At 59.8% G+C, this 18,292-nt stretch carries 14 protein-coding genes; 7 read left to right on the top strand and 7 right to left on the bottom strand.

What is annotated here, in order from left to right:
• The first annotated feature begins 54 nt into the window (after nucleotides 1–54).
• Complete coding sequence (locus tag AAFM31_RS12080) at nucleotides 55–1,032, top strand: NADPH:quinone oxidoreductase family protein (protein WP_341708189.1); 978 nt, start codon at nucleotides 55–57, stop codon at nucleotides 1,030–1,032.
• Between the two features lie 63 nt (nucleotides 1,033–1,095).
• Here the strand turns inward: AAFM31_RS12080 and trmL are convergent, their stop codons facing one another.
• The 5 genes from trmL to glnA form a co-directional block, all read right to left on the bottom strand.
• Nucleotides 1,096–1,560 (bottom strand): tRNA (uridine(34)/cytosine(34)/5-carboxymethylaminomethyluridine(34)-2'-O)-methyltransferase TrmL, encoded by a 465-nt coding sequence (gene trmL / locus AAFM31_RS12085; RefSeq protein ID WP_341708190.1) that lies wholly within the window; start codon nucleotides 1,558–1,560, stop codon nucleotides 1,096–1,098.
• A 193-nt stretch (nucleotides 1,561–1,753) separates the two neighbouring features.
• Nucleotides 1,754–3,196, bottom strand: coding sequence for a nitrogen regulation protein NR(I) (ntrC, locus tag AAFM31_RS12090; RefSeq protein ID WP_341708191.1), 1,443 nt, complete (start codon nucleotides 3,194–3,196; stop codon nucleotides 1,754–1,756).
• 120 nt (nucleotides 3,197–3,316) lie between these two features.
• Nucleotides 3,317–4,396 (bottom strand): nitrogen regulation protein NR(II), encoded by a 1,080-nt coding sequence (gene glnL, locus AAFM31_RS12095; protein WP_341708192.1) that lies wholly within the window; start codon nucleotides 4,394–4,396, stop codon nucleotides 3,317–3,319.
• 308 nt (nucleotides 4,397–4,704) lie between these two features.
• Nucleotides 4,705–5,340: a DUF4124 domain-containing protein gene (locus AAFM31_RS12100; RefSeq protein ID WP_341708193.1), complete on the bottom strand. Its 636-nt coding sequence runs from the start codon at nucleotides 5,338–5,340 to the stop codon at nucleotides 4,705–4,707.
• Between the two features lie 143 nt (nucleotides 5,341–5,483).
• Complete coding sequence (gene glnA, locus AAFM31_RS12105) at nucleotides 5,484–6,887, bottom strand: glutamate--ammonia ligase (RefSeq protein WP_341708194.1); 1,404 nt, start codon at nucleotides 6,885–6,887, stop codon at nucleotides 5,484–5,486.
• A gap of 312 nt (nucleotides 6,888–7,199) precedes the next feature.
• Here glnA and thiI point away from each other — a divergent pair, with 312 nt between their 5' ends.
• From thiI to AAFM31_RS12130, 5 genes are all read left to right on the top strand, one after another.
• Nucleotides 7,200–8,666 (top strand): tRNA uracil 4-sulfurtransferase ThiI, encoded by a 1,467-nt coding sequence (thiI, locus tag AAFM31_RS12110; protein WP_341708195.1) that lies wholly within the window; start codon nucleotides 7,200–7,202, stop codon nucleotides 8,664–8,666.
• 154 nt (nucleotides 8,667–8,820) lie between these two features.
• On the top strand, nucleotides 8,821–10,632 hold the full coding sequence (gene typA, locus AAFM31_RS12115; protein ID WP_341708196.1) for a translational GTPase TypA: 1,812 nt from the start codon (nucleotides 8,821–8,823) through the stop codon (nucleotides 10,630–10,632).
• Nucleotides 10,633–10,814: 182 nt separating this feature from the next.
• A complete protein-coding gene (locus AAFM31_RS12120) occupies nucleotides 10,815–13,670 on the top strand; it encodes an ATP-binding protein (protein WP_341708197.1) in 2,856 nt (951 codons plus the stop codon).
• Complete coding sequence (locus tag AAFM31_RS12125) at nucleotides 13,670–14,728, top strand: HD domain-containing phosphohydrolase (RefSeq protein ID WP_341708198.1); 1,059 nt, start codon at nucleotides 13,670–13,672, stop codon at nucleotides 14,726–14,728. Before AAFM31_RS12120 ends, AAFM31_RS12125 begins: the two co-directional genes overlap by 1 nt.
• Before the next feature lie 275 nt (nucleotides 14,729–15,003).
• Nucleotides 15,004–15,915, top strand: a complete 912-nt coding sequence (locus AAFM31_RS12130) for a dienelactone hydrolase family protein (protein ID WP_341708199.1) — start codon at nucleotides 15,004–15,006, stop codon at nucleotides 15,913–15,915.
• Nucleotides 15,916–15,979: 64 nt separating this feature from the next.
• Here AAFM31_RS12130 and AAFM31_RS12135 read toward each other — a convergent pair whose 3' ends face one another.
• Nucleotides 15,980–16,375, bottom strand: coding sequence for a YkgJ family cysteine cluster protein (locus AAFM31_RS12135; protein WP_341708200.1), 396 nt, complete (start codon nucleotides 16,373–16,375; stop codon nucleotides 15,980–15,982).
• A 72-nt stretch (nucleotides 16,376–16,447) separates the two neighbouring features.
• Nucleotides 16,448–17,800, bottom strand: a complete 1,353-nt coding sequence (locus AAFM31_RS12140) for a lysine 2,3-aminomutase (RefSeq protein ID WP_341708201.1) — start codon at nucleotides 17,798–17,800, stop codon at nucleotides 16,448–16,450.
• 272 nt (nucleotides 17,801–18,072) lie between these two features.
• Here AAFM31_RS12140 and AAFM31_RS12145 point away from each other — a divergent pair, with 272 nt between their 5' ends.
• The gene (locus AAFM31_RS12145; protein WP_341708202.1) at nucleotides 18,073–18,252 is read left to right on the top strand and encodes a hypothetical protein; all 180 of its coding nucleotides are present in this window, start codon (nucleotides 18,073–18,075) and stop codon (nucleotides 18,250–18,252) included.
• Nucleotides 18,253–18,292: the final 40 nt, after the last annotated feature.

Here is an 18,292-nt window from a genome sequence, read left to right on the forward strand (position 1 = left end):
CCGGGTTCACGTCTAGACTGTCGCCATTGCTCAGCTTTAGCCAAGGAGACAACAATGAAAGCGGTACTGTGCAAAGCCTACGGTCCTGCCAGCAGTCTGGTGCTGGAAGAGACTGCCGATCCGGTTGCCAAGAAAAACGAAGTCGTCATCGACATCCACGCTGCCGGCGTCAACTTCCCCGACACCCTGATCATCGAAGGCAAGTATCAGGTCAAGCCGCCGTTCCCGTTCTCTCCGGGCGGCGAAGCGGCTGGCGTGGTTGCCAGCGTTGGCGAGAACGTCAAACACCTGAAAGTCGGTGATCGAGTCATGGGCCTGACCGGCTTCGGCAGCTTTGCCGAGAAGGTCGCGACCGACGCCATGCGCGTACTGCCGATGCCGGCCGATATGGACTTCGTTACCGCTGCCGGTTTCAGCATGACCTATGGCACCTCCATGCACGCGCTGAAGCAGCGTGGTGAACTGAAGCCGGGCGAGACCCTGCTGGTTTTGGGTGCGTCCGGTGGGGTAGGCCTGGCTGCTGTTGAACTGGGCAAGGCCATGGGCGCACGCGTCATCGCCGCTGCCTCCAGCGCCGAGAAGCTGGAAGTTGCCAAGGCGGCAGGTGCCGATGAGCTGATCAACTACAGCGAAGTCAGCCTGAAGGACGCGGTCAAGGAACTGACCAACGGCCAAGGCGCCGACGTGATCTACGATCCGGTCGGTGGTGACCTGTTCGACGAAGCTGTGCGCTGCATCAACTGGAAAGGTCGTCTGCTGGTCGTTGGCTTCGCCAGCGGTCGTATTCCGGAATTCCCGATCAACCTGGCGCTGCTGAAAGGCTCGTCCATTGTCGGCGTGTTCTGGGGGGCCTTTGCCGCGCGCGAGCCGCAGGTCAATCTGGAGAACTTCCAGGAAATGTTCCGCTGGTACAGTGAAGGCAAGCTCAAGCCGCTGGTCTCCAAGACCTTCGAGCTGAATGAGTATGAAGCTGCGCTGAACATCCTCAGCACCCGTCAGGCGGTTGGCAAGGTCGTCGTTAAGACCCGCTGATCAATCCCTGCGGCAAAAAAAGCCCCGCACAGGTCGCCTGTGCGGGGCTTTTGCGTTGCAGCATCAGCTGGCGCCCTGATAGCCCTGCTGGCGCCAGGCTTCATAGATCAGAATCGCGGCGCTGTTAGAGAGGTTCAGGCTGCGGCTGCTGGCCTGCATCGGAATACGCAGCACCTGATCCGCTGGTAGCGACTCGCGCACCTCGACCGGCAGGCCGCGGCTCTCCGGCCCAAACAGAAACAGGTCGCCCGCCTGATACTCGGGTTCGCTGAACCAGCGGGTGCCCTTGGTGCTCAAGGCGAACACCCGGTTCGGTTGCACCTGCTCCAGGCAGCTGGCCAGGTCCGGGTAGCTGCGCACCGCAGCAAACTCGTGGTAGTCCAGCCCAGCGCGGCGCAGGCGCTTGTCATCCAGCTCGAAGCCCAGCGGCTCGATCAGGTGTAGCTGGCAGCCGGTATTGGCGCACAGGCGGATGATGTTGCCGGTGTTCGGCGGGATTTCGGGTTCGAGCAGGGCGATATGAAACATGGGCAGGGTGCGCAGCTGAGAAAGGCGCCAGTGTGCAGGGCGCCGGCAGTTGCTGCAAGGTGTGTCACGTCAGGGTGCCCGAAGAAGTAGGGGCGAAAAAAAAGGCGACCCCAGCCTGCCTGAACCGAGGTCACCCCAAATACACCCATTAGTCATTTAGCATCAAGCGTGCCAGTTTGTCTCTGGGTGTACTTTATTCGCTTTCATCGTCGTCGGAACCGTCGACATTCATGCCCAGTTCCTTGATCTTGCGGGTCAGGGTATTGCGGCCCCAGCCCAGTAGCTGCGCGGCATCGCGGCGTCTGCCGGCAGTATGCTTGAGGGCTGTTTCGATCATGATGCGCTCGAATGCGGGTACCGCAATATCGAGCAGGTTGGTGACGCCGCGGGCCAGTTCCTGGTCGGCCCACGTGCGCAATCCGTGCTCCCAATGCCCATCCGGCGCACTGTCCTGGTGCTGAGTGAGCAGTTCCGGGGGCAAGTCCTCGATCAGCACTTCGCGGCTGGAGGCCATGACGGTGATCCAGCGGCAGGTGTTCTCCAGCTGGCGCACGTTACCGGGCCACGGCAGGTTGCGCAGATAGTCCTGGGTCTGGGGCTTCAGGGTCTTGGGCTCGACGGCCAGTTCCTGAGCCGCGCGGGCCAGGAAGTGCTGGGCCAGTGCCGGGATGTCTTCGCGGCGTTCGGCCAGCTTGGGAATATGGATACGGATGACGTTGAGGCGGTGGAACAAGTCCTCACGGAACTTGCCGGCCTGCACCAGGCCTTCGAGGTTCTGGTGGGTCGCGGCAATGATGCGCACGTCGACCTTGATGGGGGTGTGACCACCAACCCGGTAGAACTCGCCATCGGCCAGTACCCGCAGCAATCGGGTCTGGGTCTCGGCCGGCATGTCGCCGATCTCGTCGAGAAACAGGGTGCCGCCGTCGGCCTGCTCAAAGCGGCCGCGGCGTTGCACGGCGGCGCCGGTGAAGGCGCCTTTTTCGTGACCGAACAGCTCCGACTCCATCAGATCCTTCGGAATCGCCGCCATGTTCAGCGCAATGAACGGGTTGTGCGAGCGCGGGCTGTGACGGTGCAGTGCGTGGGCAACCAGTTCTTTACCGGTACCCGATTCGCCGTTGATCAGCACGGTGATGTTGGAGTGGGACAGGCGACCAATGGCGCGGAAGACTTCCTGCATGGCCGGTGCTTCACCGATGATTTCCGGTGTGCGGGTCTGCAGGGTTTCTTCGTCCTGAGCTTCCTGCTCGTGGGTATGAGCCAGGGCGCGGCGCACCAGGGCAACGGCCTCGTCGACGTCGAATGGCTTGGGCAGGTATTCAAACGCGCCGCCCTGGTAGGACGCCACCGCGCTGTCGAGGTCGGAATGCGCGGTCATGATGATGACCGGCAGTTTCGGATAGCGCTCGCGTACGGTCGCAAGCAGCTCCAGGCCACTGGTGCCCGGCATGCGGATGTCGCTGATCAGCACATCCGGGTGCTGGCGCTGCAAACGCGCCAGTGCGGCGTCGGCGCTGTCGAAGGCGACCGGCTCCATGCCTTCCTGCTGCAGGGCCTTCTCCAGTACCCAGCGGATGGAACGATCGTCATCAACGATCCAGACGTTCTCGGCACGATTCTGTGAGCGGGTCATAAAACAGTTCTCCAGTTCCGGTTTCACCGGCAGGCAGTTGAGGCATTGCGCAAAGGCAAGGATGCTAAAAGTCGGGCTGCCACATGGGCGGCGCTCGTGTCGTCGTGGGGGCGGGGCATGTTAGTCCGCTCCCTCCTGTTCCAGTGGCAGGAACAGGGTAAAGGTGGTTTGTCCCGGAACGCTGTCGCATTCGATCAGGCCCTGATGCTGGCTGATGATGTTCTGGGTGATCGACAGCCCGAGGCCGGTGCCGTCGGCGCGCCCACTGACCATCGGGTAGAAGATGCTTTCGACGATGTCGGCCGGGATGCCTGGGCCGTTGTCGATCACTTCAACACGGCAGACCAGCCGGTAGCGGGTCTGGCCAATGGTGAACTGGCGCAGCGTGCGGGTGCGCAGGGTGATCTGGCCTTCTTCCAGCGGCGCCGCCGAGGCGATTGCCTGCATGGCGTTGCGGACGATGTTCAGCAGGGCCTGGATTAACTGCTCGCGATCGGCCTGGACATCGGGAATGCTGGGGTCGTAGTCGCGCTTGATGTGCAGTGCGCCCTGGGTTTCGGCCTCGATCAGGCTGCAGACCCGCTCGGTAATCTCGTGAATATTGATCGGTCGCAGGGCTGGCGGGCGGTAGGGGCCGAGCATGCTGTCGACCAAATTGCGCAGCCGGTCAGCCTCTTCAATGATGACGTCGGTGTAATCCTTCAGGCCGTCTTCCGGCAATTCGCGCGCCAGCAGTTGTGCTGCGCCGCGGATGCCGCCAAGTGGATTTTTGATCTCGTGGGCCAGGCCGCGTACCAGCACCTTGGTGACTTCCTGCTTGGACAGCTGTGCCTCTTCCTTGGTGATGCGCAGCAGACGGTCACGCGGATACAGCTCCATCAGCAACCAGCTGCGATTGGCCGCGATGATCGGGGTCACCGAGTAGTCGGCCATCATGCTCTGGCCGTTACTGAGCGTCAGCTGTGCTTCGCGCTTGGTGAAGGGGTGGCCGTTCTCGACTGCGTTATGCAGTGAGTCGAGCGCCGCGGCGGTATCGGTAAACAGATCCTGCACGCGCTGCTGATAGACCCGCTGGCCACTGACCGCCAGCAGCATCTCCGCCGCCGGGTTCATAAAGCTCAGGCGCAGGTCGCTGTCCAGCAGCAGCACTGCGGTGGTCAGGTTGTCGAGAATCTGGCGTAGAAATCGGTCTGGCAGCATGGCTATATCCGTTGTTTGGGCAGGGAAATGCAAGAAGCGAACCAATTCGGGGCGCATTCCGGGTAATGGCGGGAATCACTTGCCCGTTTCTGTGACCGGCTGCCACCGGACTGCTCAAGAACGCGCACAGCCCCTGCTAATGCTGGGCTGCTTTACTGCCAACCCCTGATTAATGACCGGTGTGCGATACGGCGGGCGCTCGACCTGGTGTGGTCGAGCGCATTGGAACGGTGCGCGAATTGGAGTCGCCAATTGCGAGTATGCACCGAAGTGGTGCGCTCGTCATTGGCGCGGGAAGGGCGTATTGGTCAGGGTGCGCTGGCCGGTGGCGCAGGTACGTTCGGAGCAGTGGGCGCGGCAGGCGCGCGGGGTGCCTGATTGGCGCTATTGAGTCGGCCGGGCTGATTAAGCGAAGTGCGTTGCACATGCACGGTAATCGGACTGCTTGCGCCGATTTCCTTGCCGCGGGTATCGGTAATCACTGCTTCAATCTGGTGCGACCCCCGATCCAGGTTTGGCAGGGTCAGGTTGGCCTGGGTCTGGCCCGCGCCGGGCAGGGCTTGGGCGCCGAGGGTGCCGTCAACCCGTGCACGCAGCAAGGCGCCGCTGCGCAGTGGCGGATCAATGGCGACGCTGAGGGTGATATTGCCGTCGTTGGCGCGCACGGCGCTGTCGTTGGCGGGGCTGGTGATTTCCACCCGGCGGTAGCGGCTCTGAGTCGAGCTTGAGGTATCCGCCTGGCTGCTGTTCTGGTTGTACGAAGGAGTAGGTCGCGGAGGCTCCATCGAGTTGGGGGTGCTGACCTCAATGCGCTGGGCGTTGGGGGACGGCTTGTCCGAGTAGACGGTATTTCCGTCCGCATCCGTCCATGTGTAGATCTCGGCGCTGACACCTTGGCAGAAGATCAGTGCGCTGCAGAGGGCAAAGATAAGCGTGCGCGGCATTTTCGTACTCTCCTTGAGACATATGCGCATGCTGGCACCGTCGGCGAGGGCTGGCAACTACCCTGATCCGTATCTGCGACGGGCGTAAAAAAAGGGCGCCCGACTGGGCGCCCTTTTTGGGGTGACAGTTGCCTGTCTCTGGATCAGACGCTGTAGTACAGGTCGTATTCCAGCGGGTGAACGAAGGTGCGAACCTTGATTTCTTCGGCGCTCTTGAGCTCGATGTAAGCGTCGATGAATTCGTTGGTGAACACGTCGCCCTTGGTCAGGAACTCGCGGCCAGCGTCCAGGGACTCCAGCGCTTCCTTCAGGCTGCCGCAAACCTGCGGGATCTGTGCGGACTCTTCCGGCGGCAGATCGTACAGGTTCTTGTCGGCTGCATCGCCAGGGTGGATCTTGTTCTGGATACCGTCCAGACCCGCCATCAGCAGTGCTGCAAAGCACAGGTAGGGGTTGGCAGCCGGATCAGGGAAGCGAGCTTCGATGCGGCGTGCTTTCGGGCTGGAAACGTACGGAATACGGATCGAGGCAGAGCGGTTGCGGGCGGAGTAGGCCAGCATGACCGGTGCTTCGAAGCCCGGAACCAGACGCTTGTAGGAGTTGGTAGACGGGTTGGTGAACGCGTTCAGCGCCTTACCGTGCTTGATGATACCGCCGATGAAGTACAGGGCGGTGTCAGACAGGCCGGAGTAACCTTCGCCAGCGAAGGTGTTGGTGCCGTCCTTGGAGATGGACATGTGAACGTGCATACCGGAACCGTTGTCACCGTACAGCGGCTTCGGCATGAAGGTAGCAGTTTTGCCGAACGCGTCAGCAACGTTGTGTACGCAGTACTTCAGGGTCTGTACTTCGTCGGCTTTCTTCACCAGGGTGTTGAACAGTACGCCGATTTCGTTCTGGCCAGCAGTTGCCACTTCGTGGTGGTGAACTTCGATGGTCAGGCCCATTTCTTCCATGGCGTTACACATGGCAGTACGGATTTCGTGGTCGTGATCGACCGGCGGAACCGGGAAGTAACCACCTTTGACGCCCGGACGGTGGCCTTTGTTGCCAGTCTCGAAGTCGCCGTCAGTGTTCCAGGAAGCCTGTTCGGAGAAGATCTTGAACATGGAGCCGGAGATGTCGGACTTGAACTTCACTTCGTCGAATACGAAGAATTCCGGCTCCGGGCCAACGAATACGGTGTCACCGATACCGGTGGACTTCAGGTACTCTTCAGCGCGCTTGGCGATGCCGCGCGGGTCGCGCTCGTAGCCCTGCATGGTGGAGGGCTCGATGATGTCGCAGACGATGATCAGGGTCGGCTCTTCGGTGAACGGATCCAGAACCGCAGTGCTGTCATCGGGCATGAGGATCATGTCGGACGCTTCGATGCCTTTCCAGCCGGCAATCGAGGAGCCGTCGAACATCTTGCCGTCTTCGAAGAAGTCTTCGTTGACATCACGGGCCGGCATGGTGACGTGCTGCTGTTTGCCCTTGGTATCGGTGAAGCGCAGGTCTACCCACTTCACGTCATGCTCGTTGATCAGTTGCATCGCTTTCGACATGGTTTCCTCCAAAAGGAATCGTTTGCCAGACAGCCGGTCTGGCGCCTCAATATAACGTCCAGCGGTTGAGCCGCTGCTCGGTTGCATTACAAGTGAGCAAAAGGTGTGCCATTTCGGAGCATTGGCTGTAAGCCCCGTGTTTGGCGCCTCTTGCACTGAAACCTGGTGGTGCGCACCATTCTGGAGCACCTTGTTGGTGCAATGAACGATGTTTGTGCGCCAAGTTGGTGCATTGCCCGCCCGGCAGTTAGCCGAGCGCCGGGCGCCTGCTGCGCGTATAATGCAGCGCTTTGCGCACGATATGCCAGCCCCATGAAACTGATCATCAAATTTTTCCCGGAAATTACCATCAAGAGCCGCCAGGTTCGCAAGCGTTTCATTGCCCAATTGAAGGGCAATTTGAAAAAGGTGCTGTCGGCGGTCGATCCGCAAGCCCGGGTCAACGGCAACTGGGACAGTCTTGAAGTCAATCTGGGGCCTGACCCAGCGTTGCAGCAGCGCTGTATCGAGCGGTTGCGCAACACGCCGGGCATTTCGCATTGCTTCGAGGTGCACGAGTATCCGCTCGGCACCATCGATGAATTGATCGAACTCTGTGTGACCAACGTTGGCGAGCAGCTGCACGGCAAAACCTTCGCGGTGCGCTGCAAGCGCGTGGGCACTCATCCGTTCTCCTCGCAGGATGTCGCGATCAAAGTGGGTAGCGCACTCAACAGGCGCTGCGGCGCAGCGGGCGTGTCGCTGAAAGATCCTGAAGTGGAAGTGCACGTCGAGATCCGTGATCAGAAGATTTATCTGATCCAGGCGCGCCACGAGGGGATGGGTGGCTTCCCGCTGGGGACCATGGAGCCGGTGCTTAGTTTGCTGTCCGGTGGCTTTGACTCCACCGTGGCGAGTTATCAGATGCTCCAGCGGGGTCTGCTGCCGCACTTTGTATTCTTCAATCTGGGTGGCCGTGCCCATGAGCTGGGTGTGCGTCAGGTCGCCCATTATCTGTGGGAGCGTTACGCGACCAGTCATCGCCTGCGCTTTGTCAGTGTGCCGTTTGAGGGCGTCGTTGCCGAGATTCTGCAGAACGTCGAAAACAGCCAGATGGGCGTGGTGCTCAAGCGCATGATGCTGCGTGCGGCAGACCGCGTGGCCTATCGTCTGGGTATTGATGCGCTGGTTACCGGTGAGGCGATTGCCCAAGTTGCCAGCCAGACCCTGCCGAACCTGAGTGTGATCGACAAGGTTGCCGAGCGCCTGGTCATTCGCCCGCTGATTACCACCAGCAAGCTGGACATCATTGATGTTGCGCGGCGTATCGGCACGCTGGAGTTTTCCAGCAGCATGCCCGAGTACTGCGGGGTGATCTCCGTTAGTCCGGCGATTCGCACCACGGTGGCGCGGGTTGAGGCGGCCGAGGCCGAGTTCGATTTCGAGGTGCTGTCGCAGGCGGTTGAGAATGCCGTCTACAGCGAATGCAGCGAGCTGGGCGAAATGATGGAGGGCGGTTCGCCGGTCGAGATTGTCGAGCAGGCGCTGACGGGCCAGATCGTGATCGACATCCGCCACCCGGATGAACAGGAGCTGCGCCCGTTGCAGTTGGAGGGGGTGGAAGTGCAATCAATTCCTTTCTATACCCTTAACAGCCGCTTTGCCGAACTGGATCCGTCTCGTGCTTATCTGCTGTATTGCGAAAAAGGCGTGATGAGCCAGTTGCATGCCCAGTATCTGCTCGATGAAGGTCACGGCAACGTGCGTGTGCTGCGTCCGGTCGGCAGCAGCAAGCGCTAAATAGCTTTGCCGAGCTGCGGTTCTGCTCGGCGCAATTGAAGTAATGGCGGGGTGTTTTGAACAAAAAACACCCATTGTCACCTTTGGGTCTGTATAATGCCCCCCTCTTTTTTTCAGTATGCCGGCTGTCGCCGCATCACCCAGGACGCTCACAGTGATCGAGAATCTCCGCAATATCGCCATCATCGCGCACGTTGACCACGGTAAAACCACGCTGGTCGATGCCCTGCTGCGTCAGTCCGGTACCCTGGATCGTAAGGAACTGGATTCCGAGCGGATCATGGATTCCAACGACCAGGAAAAGGAACGCGGCATTACCATTCTGGCGAAGAACACCGCCATCAAGTGGAACGGCTACAACATCAACATCGTTGACACCCCCGGCCACGCAGACTTCGGTGGCGAGGTTGAGCGCGTTATGTCCATGGTTGACTCGGTACTGCTGCTGGTTGATGCGGTTGACGGCCCGATGCCGCAGACCCGTTTCGTAACCCAGAAGGCCTTCCAGGCCGGCCTGCGTCCGATCGTTGTAGTGAACAAAATTGACCGTCCGGGCGCACGCCCTGACTGGGTTATCGATCAGGTCTTCGATCTGTTTGACAGCCTGGGTGCGACCGATGAGCAGCTGGACTTCCCGTTCGTTTATGCCTCCGCGATCAACGGTATCGCCGGCATGGATCCGGAAGAAATGTCCGAGGACCTGACTCCGCTGTTCCAGACCATCGTCGATCGCGTCCCGTCCCCTGACGTTGACCTCGACGGTCCGTTCCAGATGCAGATCTCTGCCCTGGACTACAACAGCTTTCTGGGTGTAATCGGTATCGGCCGTATCCGTCGCGGTAAGGTCAAAACCAACACGCCGGTCACCTCCATCGACGCCAGTGGCAAGAAGCGCAACGGCCGTATCCTGAAGATCATGGGTCACCACGGTCTGCAGCGCGTTGAAGTTGAAGAAGCACAGGCGGGCGACATCGTCTGCATCAGCGGCTTCGATCCGCTGTTCATCTCCGACACCCTGTGCGATCAGCAGAACGTCGAAGCCATGCCGGCCCTGACCGTTGATGAGCCGACCGTGAGCATGACCTTCCAGGTCAACGACTCGCCGTTCGCCGGCAAGGAAGGCAAGTTCGTCACCAGCCGCAACATCAAGGAGCGTCTGGAGAAGGAGCTGCTGCACAACGTCGCTCTGCGCGTTGAAGAAGGCGACAGCGCTGACAAGTTCAAGGTTTCCGGTCGTGGCGAGCTGCACCTGTCGGTACTGATCGAAACCATGCGTCGTGAAGGCTTCGAGCTGGGTATTTCCCGTCCTGAGGTAGTGATCAAGGAAATCGACGGCGAGAAACAGGAGCCGTACGAGAACGTCACCATCGACATCGAAGAGCAGCATCAGGGTCCTATCATGGAGCAGATGGGTCTGCGTAAAGGCGACCTGGGCAACATGGTTCCGGATGGCAAGGGCCGCCTGCGTCTCGAGTACGTTGTTCCGGCGCGAGGCCTGATCGGCTTCCGTAACAGCTTCCTGACCATGACCTCGGGTACCGGCATCATCACCAGTACCTTCAGCCACTACGGGCCGGTCAAGCAGGGTGAGGTTGGTCATCGTCAGAACGGTGTACTGGTCTCCATGGCGACCGGCAAGGCGCTGACCTACTCGCTGGAAACCCTGCAGGATCGCGGCAAGCTGTTCCTGGAGCCTGGTCAGGAAATCTATGAAGGTCAGCTGGCCGGTATTCATAGCCGCGACAACGACCTGGTCATCAACCCGACCAAGGGCAAGAAGCTCGACAACATGCGTGCTTCCGGCAAGGATGAGACCATCCAGCTGGTACCGCCGGTCAAGTTCACCCTGGAACAGGCTCTTGAGTTCATCGATGACGACGAACTGGTTGAGGTAACGCCCAAGTCGATTCGTCTGCGCAAGAAGCTGCTCAGCGAGACTGATCGCAAGCGCGCCAGCAAGAACTGAGCTGCGTCGAACTAAAAAAAACCCGCCCGGGAATCCGGCGCGGGTTTTTTTATGTCCGAAAGTCGGGGTTGGCGGTATAGGTGACCAATGGCTAACGTGTGAGAGGGGCGTTCTGAATAATCCGTGTGATATCATATTGATATCAAATGCCTTCCGGCATGCCTTGTTCGGGGATAATAATAATGGGTGAAAACCGGCACATCGGCCTGCAACAGTGGATCTGGCGCGCGTTTATTCGCAGTGCGCTGGTGCCGCTGGTGTTGGTAGAGGCGGCGCTGATTGCTATCTACCTGTTCAGCAACGCGGCTATTCGCGATGAGCAAACCGACTATCTGCGGCAGACGGCGTTGGCCGAACTCAGTGGTGCTGCAAAGCTGGAGGCACGGGTAATCAACGCGCGGCTGGAGCAGGTAGCCGCACTGACTAACGGTTATCGAAACCTCGTTGCTGCGGCCTTGACCGAGCCGCAGGTGCTGCCGGAGGTTGCGACCGCACGCACGCCAAGCGGCGTCATCTATAGCCCCGATGATCTTGGCGGTAGCGCGTTCTTCTATTCTGGCGCCACCCCGGAATCGCGGCAGGATCTGGACAAGATCAGGCGCATGGCAACGCTCGATCCGGTCATGCGTGAGTTGCAGCACAGCAATCCGCTGATCGCCAGCGTGTATTTCAACAGCTGGGATAGCTATAACCACATTTACCCCTGGTTTGCCACTGCGGAGCAGTATCCGCATGAAATGGTGATCCCCGACTACAACTTCTATTACCTTGCTGACGCAGAACACAACCCCAGTCGGGGTGTGGTCTGGACCGACGTCTATCTGGATCCGGCCGGCCAAGGCTGGATGATGTCAGCGATTGCGCCGGTGTATCGCGGCGACTTCCTTGAGGGTGTGGTCGGCATTGATGTCACCGTTGACGGGATTCTGACCGAGATCAACAGCCTGCCGGTCTCCTGGAATGGTTACGCAATGCTGGTCAGCCAGGATCTCAACATCATGGCTATGCCTGCTCCGGCCGAGCGGGACTTCGGCCTGCGTGAGCTGACTACCCATTCCTACCAGGACGCAATTCGGCAGGAAATCTTCAAGCCGGATGACTTCAACCTGAGTAGGCGGTCTGAAACCGAGCATCTGGCTGGCGTGCTGGAGGCCCGCGACAACGGTGTGCAGCAGTTGATGCTCAAGGGCAAGGCGATGCTGGTTGGCTGGACGGCGGTGGAACAGACGGGCTGGAAGTTGCTGACGGTTGTCGACGAGGAGCAGCTGTTCGCGCGAACGAACGAAATGGCGGACCACTACCGCCGCATCGGCATGCTGCTGATTGCAGGGCTAGTCGCATTTTATATGGTGTTCTTTGCCTTCCTTTGGATCAGGGCGCGTGGTTTGAGTCGGCGGCTGCTGGCTCCAATTGAGGGTATCTCTCGGATGATGAGTGATATTGGTGCCGAGCGTTGGCGCCCAGTGCGGGTGCGCTCAGATATCGCCGAGCTGGACGGTATGGCTCAGCACACCCATGAAATCGGCCTGCAGTTGGAGCAGAGCCAAGCGCTCAATCAGCGTGCTCAGCAGCGTATTGAGCTGGTACTCGACAGCACCACCGAGAGTATCTGGGAATGGCGCGTTGATGCAGATCAGATAGAACTGCGCGGTCGGTTTAGCGAGCGGTTTGGGCTACCGCGAGGGCTGATTGCGCTGGAGCAGTTCCGCGCCCACATTCACCCAGATGACCGGGCCAGAGTCCTGAACGCCGAGCAGTCGGCGTTGCGCTCAGGGGCCCACTACGCTGCTGAGTTTCGGTTTGCCGACAAGCAGGGGGTTTATCACTGGTTGCTGAGTCGCGGGCGGGTGCTCGAGCACGACCCCGACACGGGCAAGGTTGCGCTGCTGGCCGGTACCCACGTCGATATTGATGAACTCAAGCACATCGAAAGTGATCTGCGCTTGGCCACCCGAGAAGCCGAGACCGCCAATCTGGCGAAGGCGCGTTTCATCTCCAGTATGAGCCATGAACTGCGCACACCGCTGAACGCGATTCTCGGTTTCGCCCAGTTGATGGAGATGGATAGCCAGGAGAAGGGTGAGCCGTCGGAGTATGTCGACGAGATTTTGCTGGCCAGTCGGCATCTAAACACCCTGTTGAGCGATATTCTCGACTGGTCGGCGATCCAGGTTGATGCCCGACGAGTGGAGCTGGTGCCAACCGATGTCGGCCAGATCATGAATGAGAGTGCCGAGATGGTGCGCTTGCAGATCAAGGAACAGGGGTTGTGGTTTGAGGTGTTGCCCGCGCCGAAGGGGCTAACGGTTATGGCCGATCCGCGCAGGTTGCGACAGGTCATGATCAATCTGCTGTCGAACGCCAAGAAGTACAACAGCGTCGGCGGTACCGTACGACTCTATAGCGAGATCCATGGCGAGTGGCTGCGATTGGTGGTGGAAGATACCGGTATGGGCATCAAGGGTGAGGATCAGGCACTACTTTTCGAGCCTTTCCAGCGCCTTGGGCGTGAGAATACCGCCATTCAGGGTACCGGTATTGGCCTGTCCATCTGTCGCGAGTACACCCGAGCCATGGGCGGCGAGATCGGCCTGCACAGTGAACCTGGTGTTGGCAGTCGGTTTTGGGTGGCGCTGCCGCTGACGCCTATCAAGGCAAAGGTTCGTACCGGTCAGCCGGTGATCTATTGCCTTAGTGATGACGCAGACCTGATAGACCAGGTCCGTGCGCTGTTGACTGATGAGGCCTTGGTTCAGGTCGGGCGCGCGGGAAAGTTGGTTGAACAGGCTGCAGATCGACCCCCGGAGCTGCTGCTGCTGGATGAAGCGGCCATCGATGAGTCGAGTGTGCAGATGCTGCGGCGGCTGCGTCAGCAAGTACCAGGCAGGGAGCTGCCGGTATTGTTGATGGTCAGCTCGGTGCATTCGGCGCAGCTGCATGAGCTGGTGAGCGAGTGTCAGGGCTTGGTCCGCAAACCGCTAGATAGCGACGAGCTGAGAGCGCTGGTGCATGCGCTGTTGGGAACGGGGGAGGAGTAATGCTCAGTAATATCTTGCGACGGGCGACCGTGGTCGTCATCGACGATGTCGTCGCGAACCTGCGGCTGCTGGAATCGAGTCTGCGCACGATGGGGCTTGGCCAGGTACGCGGCTTCAGCAATTCGGCTGAAGGCTTGAACTGGCTGCAGGAACACAACTGGGATCTGCTGTTGCTGGATCTTGATATGCCCGCGCCCGATGGCTTCGCCATTTTGGAGGCGCTGCGTGATCGCGATCGCAGCGCGCAGCAGATCATTCTGGTGACTGCTCTGGGAGATGCGGTAAGTCGGCGCCGTGGTCTGGATCTGGGCGGTAATGACTACCTGACCAAGCCGGTTGATTTGCCCGAGCTGCTGCTGCGGGTGCGCAATTGTCTGGAGTTGAGTTTTGCTCACCGGTTGTTGCAGCAGGAGCGTGAAACCCTGGAAATACGGGTTCAGGAGCGCACCGCGCGGCTGCGCGACAGCTATCAGGCGGTCATTAGAGCGTTGGCCCGGGCCGCGGACTACAAGGACAACGAAACCGGCAATCACATCATGCGTATCGGTGAAACCGCGGCACTGATTGCGCGCGAGGTCGGTGCGCCGGCAACCTGGGTGGAACTGATGAGGTTGGCGGCGCCCATGCATGATGTCGGCAAGATCGGGATACCGGACGAGATTCTACTCAAACCGGGCAAGCTGACGGCAGACGAGTTCGAGATCATGAAGCAGCACTCGCGCATCGGTCACGATATTCTCGCGGATAGTGGGCGCTCATCCTTGCTGGAGCTAGCGGCAGAAATTGCCCTGAATCATCACGAGAAGTGGGATGGCAGTGGCTACCCAGCGGGCCTGAAGGGCGAAGAAATACCGATTTCGGCGCGTATCGTCGCTCTCTGCGATGTCTATGATGCGTTGCGCAGCTCGCGCCCCTACAAGCAGGGCTGGAGTGCAGAAAAGACGCAGGCGTACATTCTGGAGCAGTCAGGCAAGCATTTTGATCCCGCAGGCGTGGAGATCATGGCGGGGCTGTTCGACGAAATCGAGTCGGTCCGGGAGTCTTTACAAGACCCCTGATCGACGTTGGCGCAGGCCAGCATGTGAGGTGGCAACCTGAGGTCCGCTCGGCTGGCGTCGGGGTTCGTCTATTGCAGAATGGAGATTAGTTGCAGGCTGAAGTGTCAGCCATCGCCCGAAAGGGTGGATTTGTGGGCAGGTCACCTGAATGGGTGCTGGTGTTGGTCGGGGAGGGCGCTAGAGTTGCGCTCAGGCAACCCGAGGTCCGAACGGCGCATGCCGGATCGTGAAGTACCAACAACAAAAACCACGCACGATTCATGGAGGTCTTACCCATGCCATTCAGCAAAAAAGGCATTCTGTCCATTTGCGGCGCTGGCGCGCTGCTGTTTTCGATGTCTGCTCTCGCCAACAACCCGCCGCCAACTGATCCGGGTGATGGTGGCGGTTCCAGCTATCAGCGCGGTCCGGATCCGACTGTCAGCTTCCTTGAAGCCGATCGTGGTCAGTACAGTGTTAACGATGAGCGCGTCTCCAGCCTGGTCAGCGGCTTTGGCGGCGGCACCATCTACTACCCGACAGGCACTACCGGCACCATGGGTGCGGTTGTCGTGATTCCCGGCTTTGTCTCTGCCGAGTCCTCGATTGACTGGTGGGGCCCGAAGCTGGCGTCCTACGGCTTTGTGGTCATGACCATCGACACCAACTCCGGCTTTGACCAGCCGCCGAGCCGTGCAACCCAGATCAACAACGCGCTGGACTACCTGATTGAACAAAACACCCGCAGCGGCAGCCCGGTTCGCGGCATGATCGACACCGATCGCCTCGGCGTGATCGGCTGGTCGATGGGCGGTGGCGGTACCATTCGCGTTGCCAGCCAAGGTCGCATCAAGGCTGCCATTCCGCTGGCGCCGTGGGATACCACCAGCTACTACGCGCGTCGCGCTCAGGCACCGACCCTGATCTTTGCCTGTGAGTCGGACGTCATTGCGCCGGTGTACCAGCACGCTTCGCCGTTCTACAACGCACTGCCGTCCAGCTATGACAAGGCGTTTGTTGAGATCGATGGTGGCAGCCACTACTGCGGTAACGGCGGCAGCATCTATAACGACGTGCTGAGCCGCTTCGGTGTGTCCTGGATGAAGCTGCACCTCGACGAGGATGCTCGCTACAAGCAGTTCCTGTGTGGCCCGAACCACACCTCCGATCGTGATATCTCTGATTATCGCGGCAACTGCCCGTACTAAGTTCCCGGTTTAAGGAGCAGGCGTCGGCCCCCCATCGGGTCGGCGCCTTTTTTATGCCTGCGTGTCAGGGTCTCGGGCGGTAGGCGCAGTAGCCGGGACGCGGTCCTATCTGAGGATGGTTGCGGCAGGTTGTGGGGCGTTTGTCGTAGACGGTGCAGCGGCGGCTGCGGGTGTCCAGGAACAGGCAGTCATCGTTGCTCATGCGGCTGAGGGTGAAAATGCTGCTTGTCTGGTGGAAGCGTTCCACCACGCCTTCGCGTTGCAAGCGCTTGGCGATCTGTTTGAGCGGTTCTTCGCGCTCAAATTCGTCCACCAGCCCCAACCTGATCAAGTCGTCAATGCGGACTTCCACTGGCAGCGTGCAGCAGCTGGCGTTGCAGCTGTCGCACAGGCCTTTGCGGTACTTCTGCCAGGTGTCTAGCCGGTCAATGTCGGCTGCAGGAATCAGTTGCGGTTTCATACGGCGCCTCAGGGATGAGGCGCGCATTATAAAAGAGCCCGGCGATGTGCTGAACCACCGGGCGTCGTGGGGTTAGTCGTCGAAAAAGAAGCGTTCTTCGCCGAATGCCGGTTGCAGGTGGTTGAGCCAGGTGGCCTGCTCGTCGTACTTGGCAAAGAACGGACGTTGTACCCAGTCCGGGTTGCGACCCTGAATCATGCGCAGGGCGATGACTTTCTCGCCATTGATCTCGGTGACGCCCTGAATCTCGACCTTGCCCGGGTGCGAGCTCATCGACGGGCCACGCGCGGTCCGGGCGATGCCCGACACCTGTTGCATGGCATCGCGGTAAATTTCCCAGGCCTTTACCAGTGGCACCTCGAAGTAATGGCGGGCCCCGGTGTCGCGCTCAACGAACATGTAGTAAGGGATGATGCCGAGCTCGACCTGGGTCTGCCAGAGGCGAGCCCAAACACTGGCGTCGTCGTTGATGTGGGCGAGCAGGGGGCCTTGGGCGCGAATCTGCGCACCGGTTTGACGGATGCGGCGGATTGCCTCGCGGGCGATCTCCGGCTCCAGCTCCTTCCAGTGGTTGTAGTGCGCCATGATCGCCAGATGCTTGCCTGCGGCCTGAATTTCGCCGAACAGGGCCAGCAGGTCCTCGGCATCGTCGTCGCTGACGAAGCGCTGCGGCCAGAAGGTCAGGGCCTTGGTGCCAATGCGAATGGTGCGCACGTGGGCGAACTCGTCGCTGAGCAGCGGTTCCAGATAGGCGCGCAGGTTGCGGGTCTTCATCACCATCGGATCGCCCCCGGTGACCAGTACGTCGGTCACTTCCGGGTGGGCGCGCAGGTAGTCCTGCAGCTGGTTGGACTCGCGCGCTGCAATCTTCAGATCCTTGTCGCCGACAAACTGCGCCCAGCGGAAGCAGAAGGTGCAGTAGCTGTGGCAGACCTGGCCGGAGCTGGGGAAGAACAGCACGGTCTCGCGGTACTTGTGCTGCAGGCCCTCGACCACCTGGCCGTCGAGCATCGGGATGTTGTGCTCCAGCTGGCCTGCCGGGTGGGGGTTCAGCTCGGCACGGACCTCGCTGATCAGCGTTTTCAGTTCGGCTGCCCCGACGTCGTTGCGCATGGCATCGGCAACCCGCTCGTAGTGTTCGGGCTTGAGCATGCCGCGTTGCGGGAAGGTGAGCTGAAACATCGGGTCGGCTGGGACCTGCTGCCAATCGATCAGCTCGTCGATGACGTATTGGTTGACGCGGAACGGCAGTACGCTGGCGACTACCTGCATTTCAAAGCGTTGCTCTGCGCTGAGCTGCTGAAGTTGCGGAATCTGGTCCAGCTGCTTGGCGGTGTAGACCTTAAACCGCTGGTGGCGGAGTTGGTCGATGTCGAAACTGTCGGGGGTAATCGAAGTTACGGCGAGAAGATTTGAATTTGGCATAGCGGATCGTCTGTATCTTTCTTGTCAAAAGCAATAGGTCGCATCGGGCAAGCTGCTGACAGGCAGTGCGCGTGCATGAAAGTAAGCCGATAAACTGGATTGAACGGCGAAAAAAAGCGTCGATCATTGGCAAAAGTGCAACGATCAAAGTGATGGGCTGAAAGTTCAGCAGCTGCGCATGATAGCGAAATGATCCATTGATGTCTAAAAAATGACCGATTAGCACTCGGCTGACTATGCTGGTAGACAGATTTCTGCGCTGCGAGTGGGCCATGTTTACCTACATCACACTGGGCACTAACAACCTGCCGCGGGCGGTGCGTTTTTACGATGCCGTCATGGCGACGCTAGGCATTGCACGGGTGCGTACGCCAGAGGAAGAAAACTGGGACGGCTGGGTCGGTTGGGGGCGGTATGAGAATCGCGGGGAGCTGGAGTTAGGGAAACGCTGATCAAATCAGATTTGCGCATCACCCGCGCCGATCAACTGAG

Origin of the sequence: Halopseudomonas sp., from assembly GCF_038130085.1 — a bacterium.
Classification (GTDB): domain Bacteria; phylum Pseudomonadota; class Gammaproteobacteria; order Pseudomonadales; family Pseudomonadaceae; genus Halopseudomonas.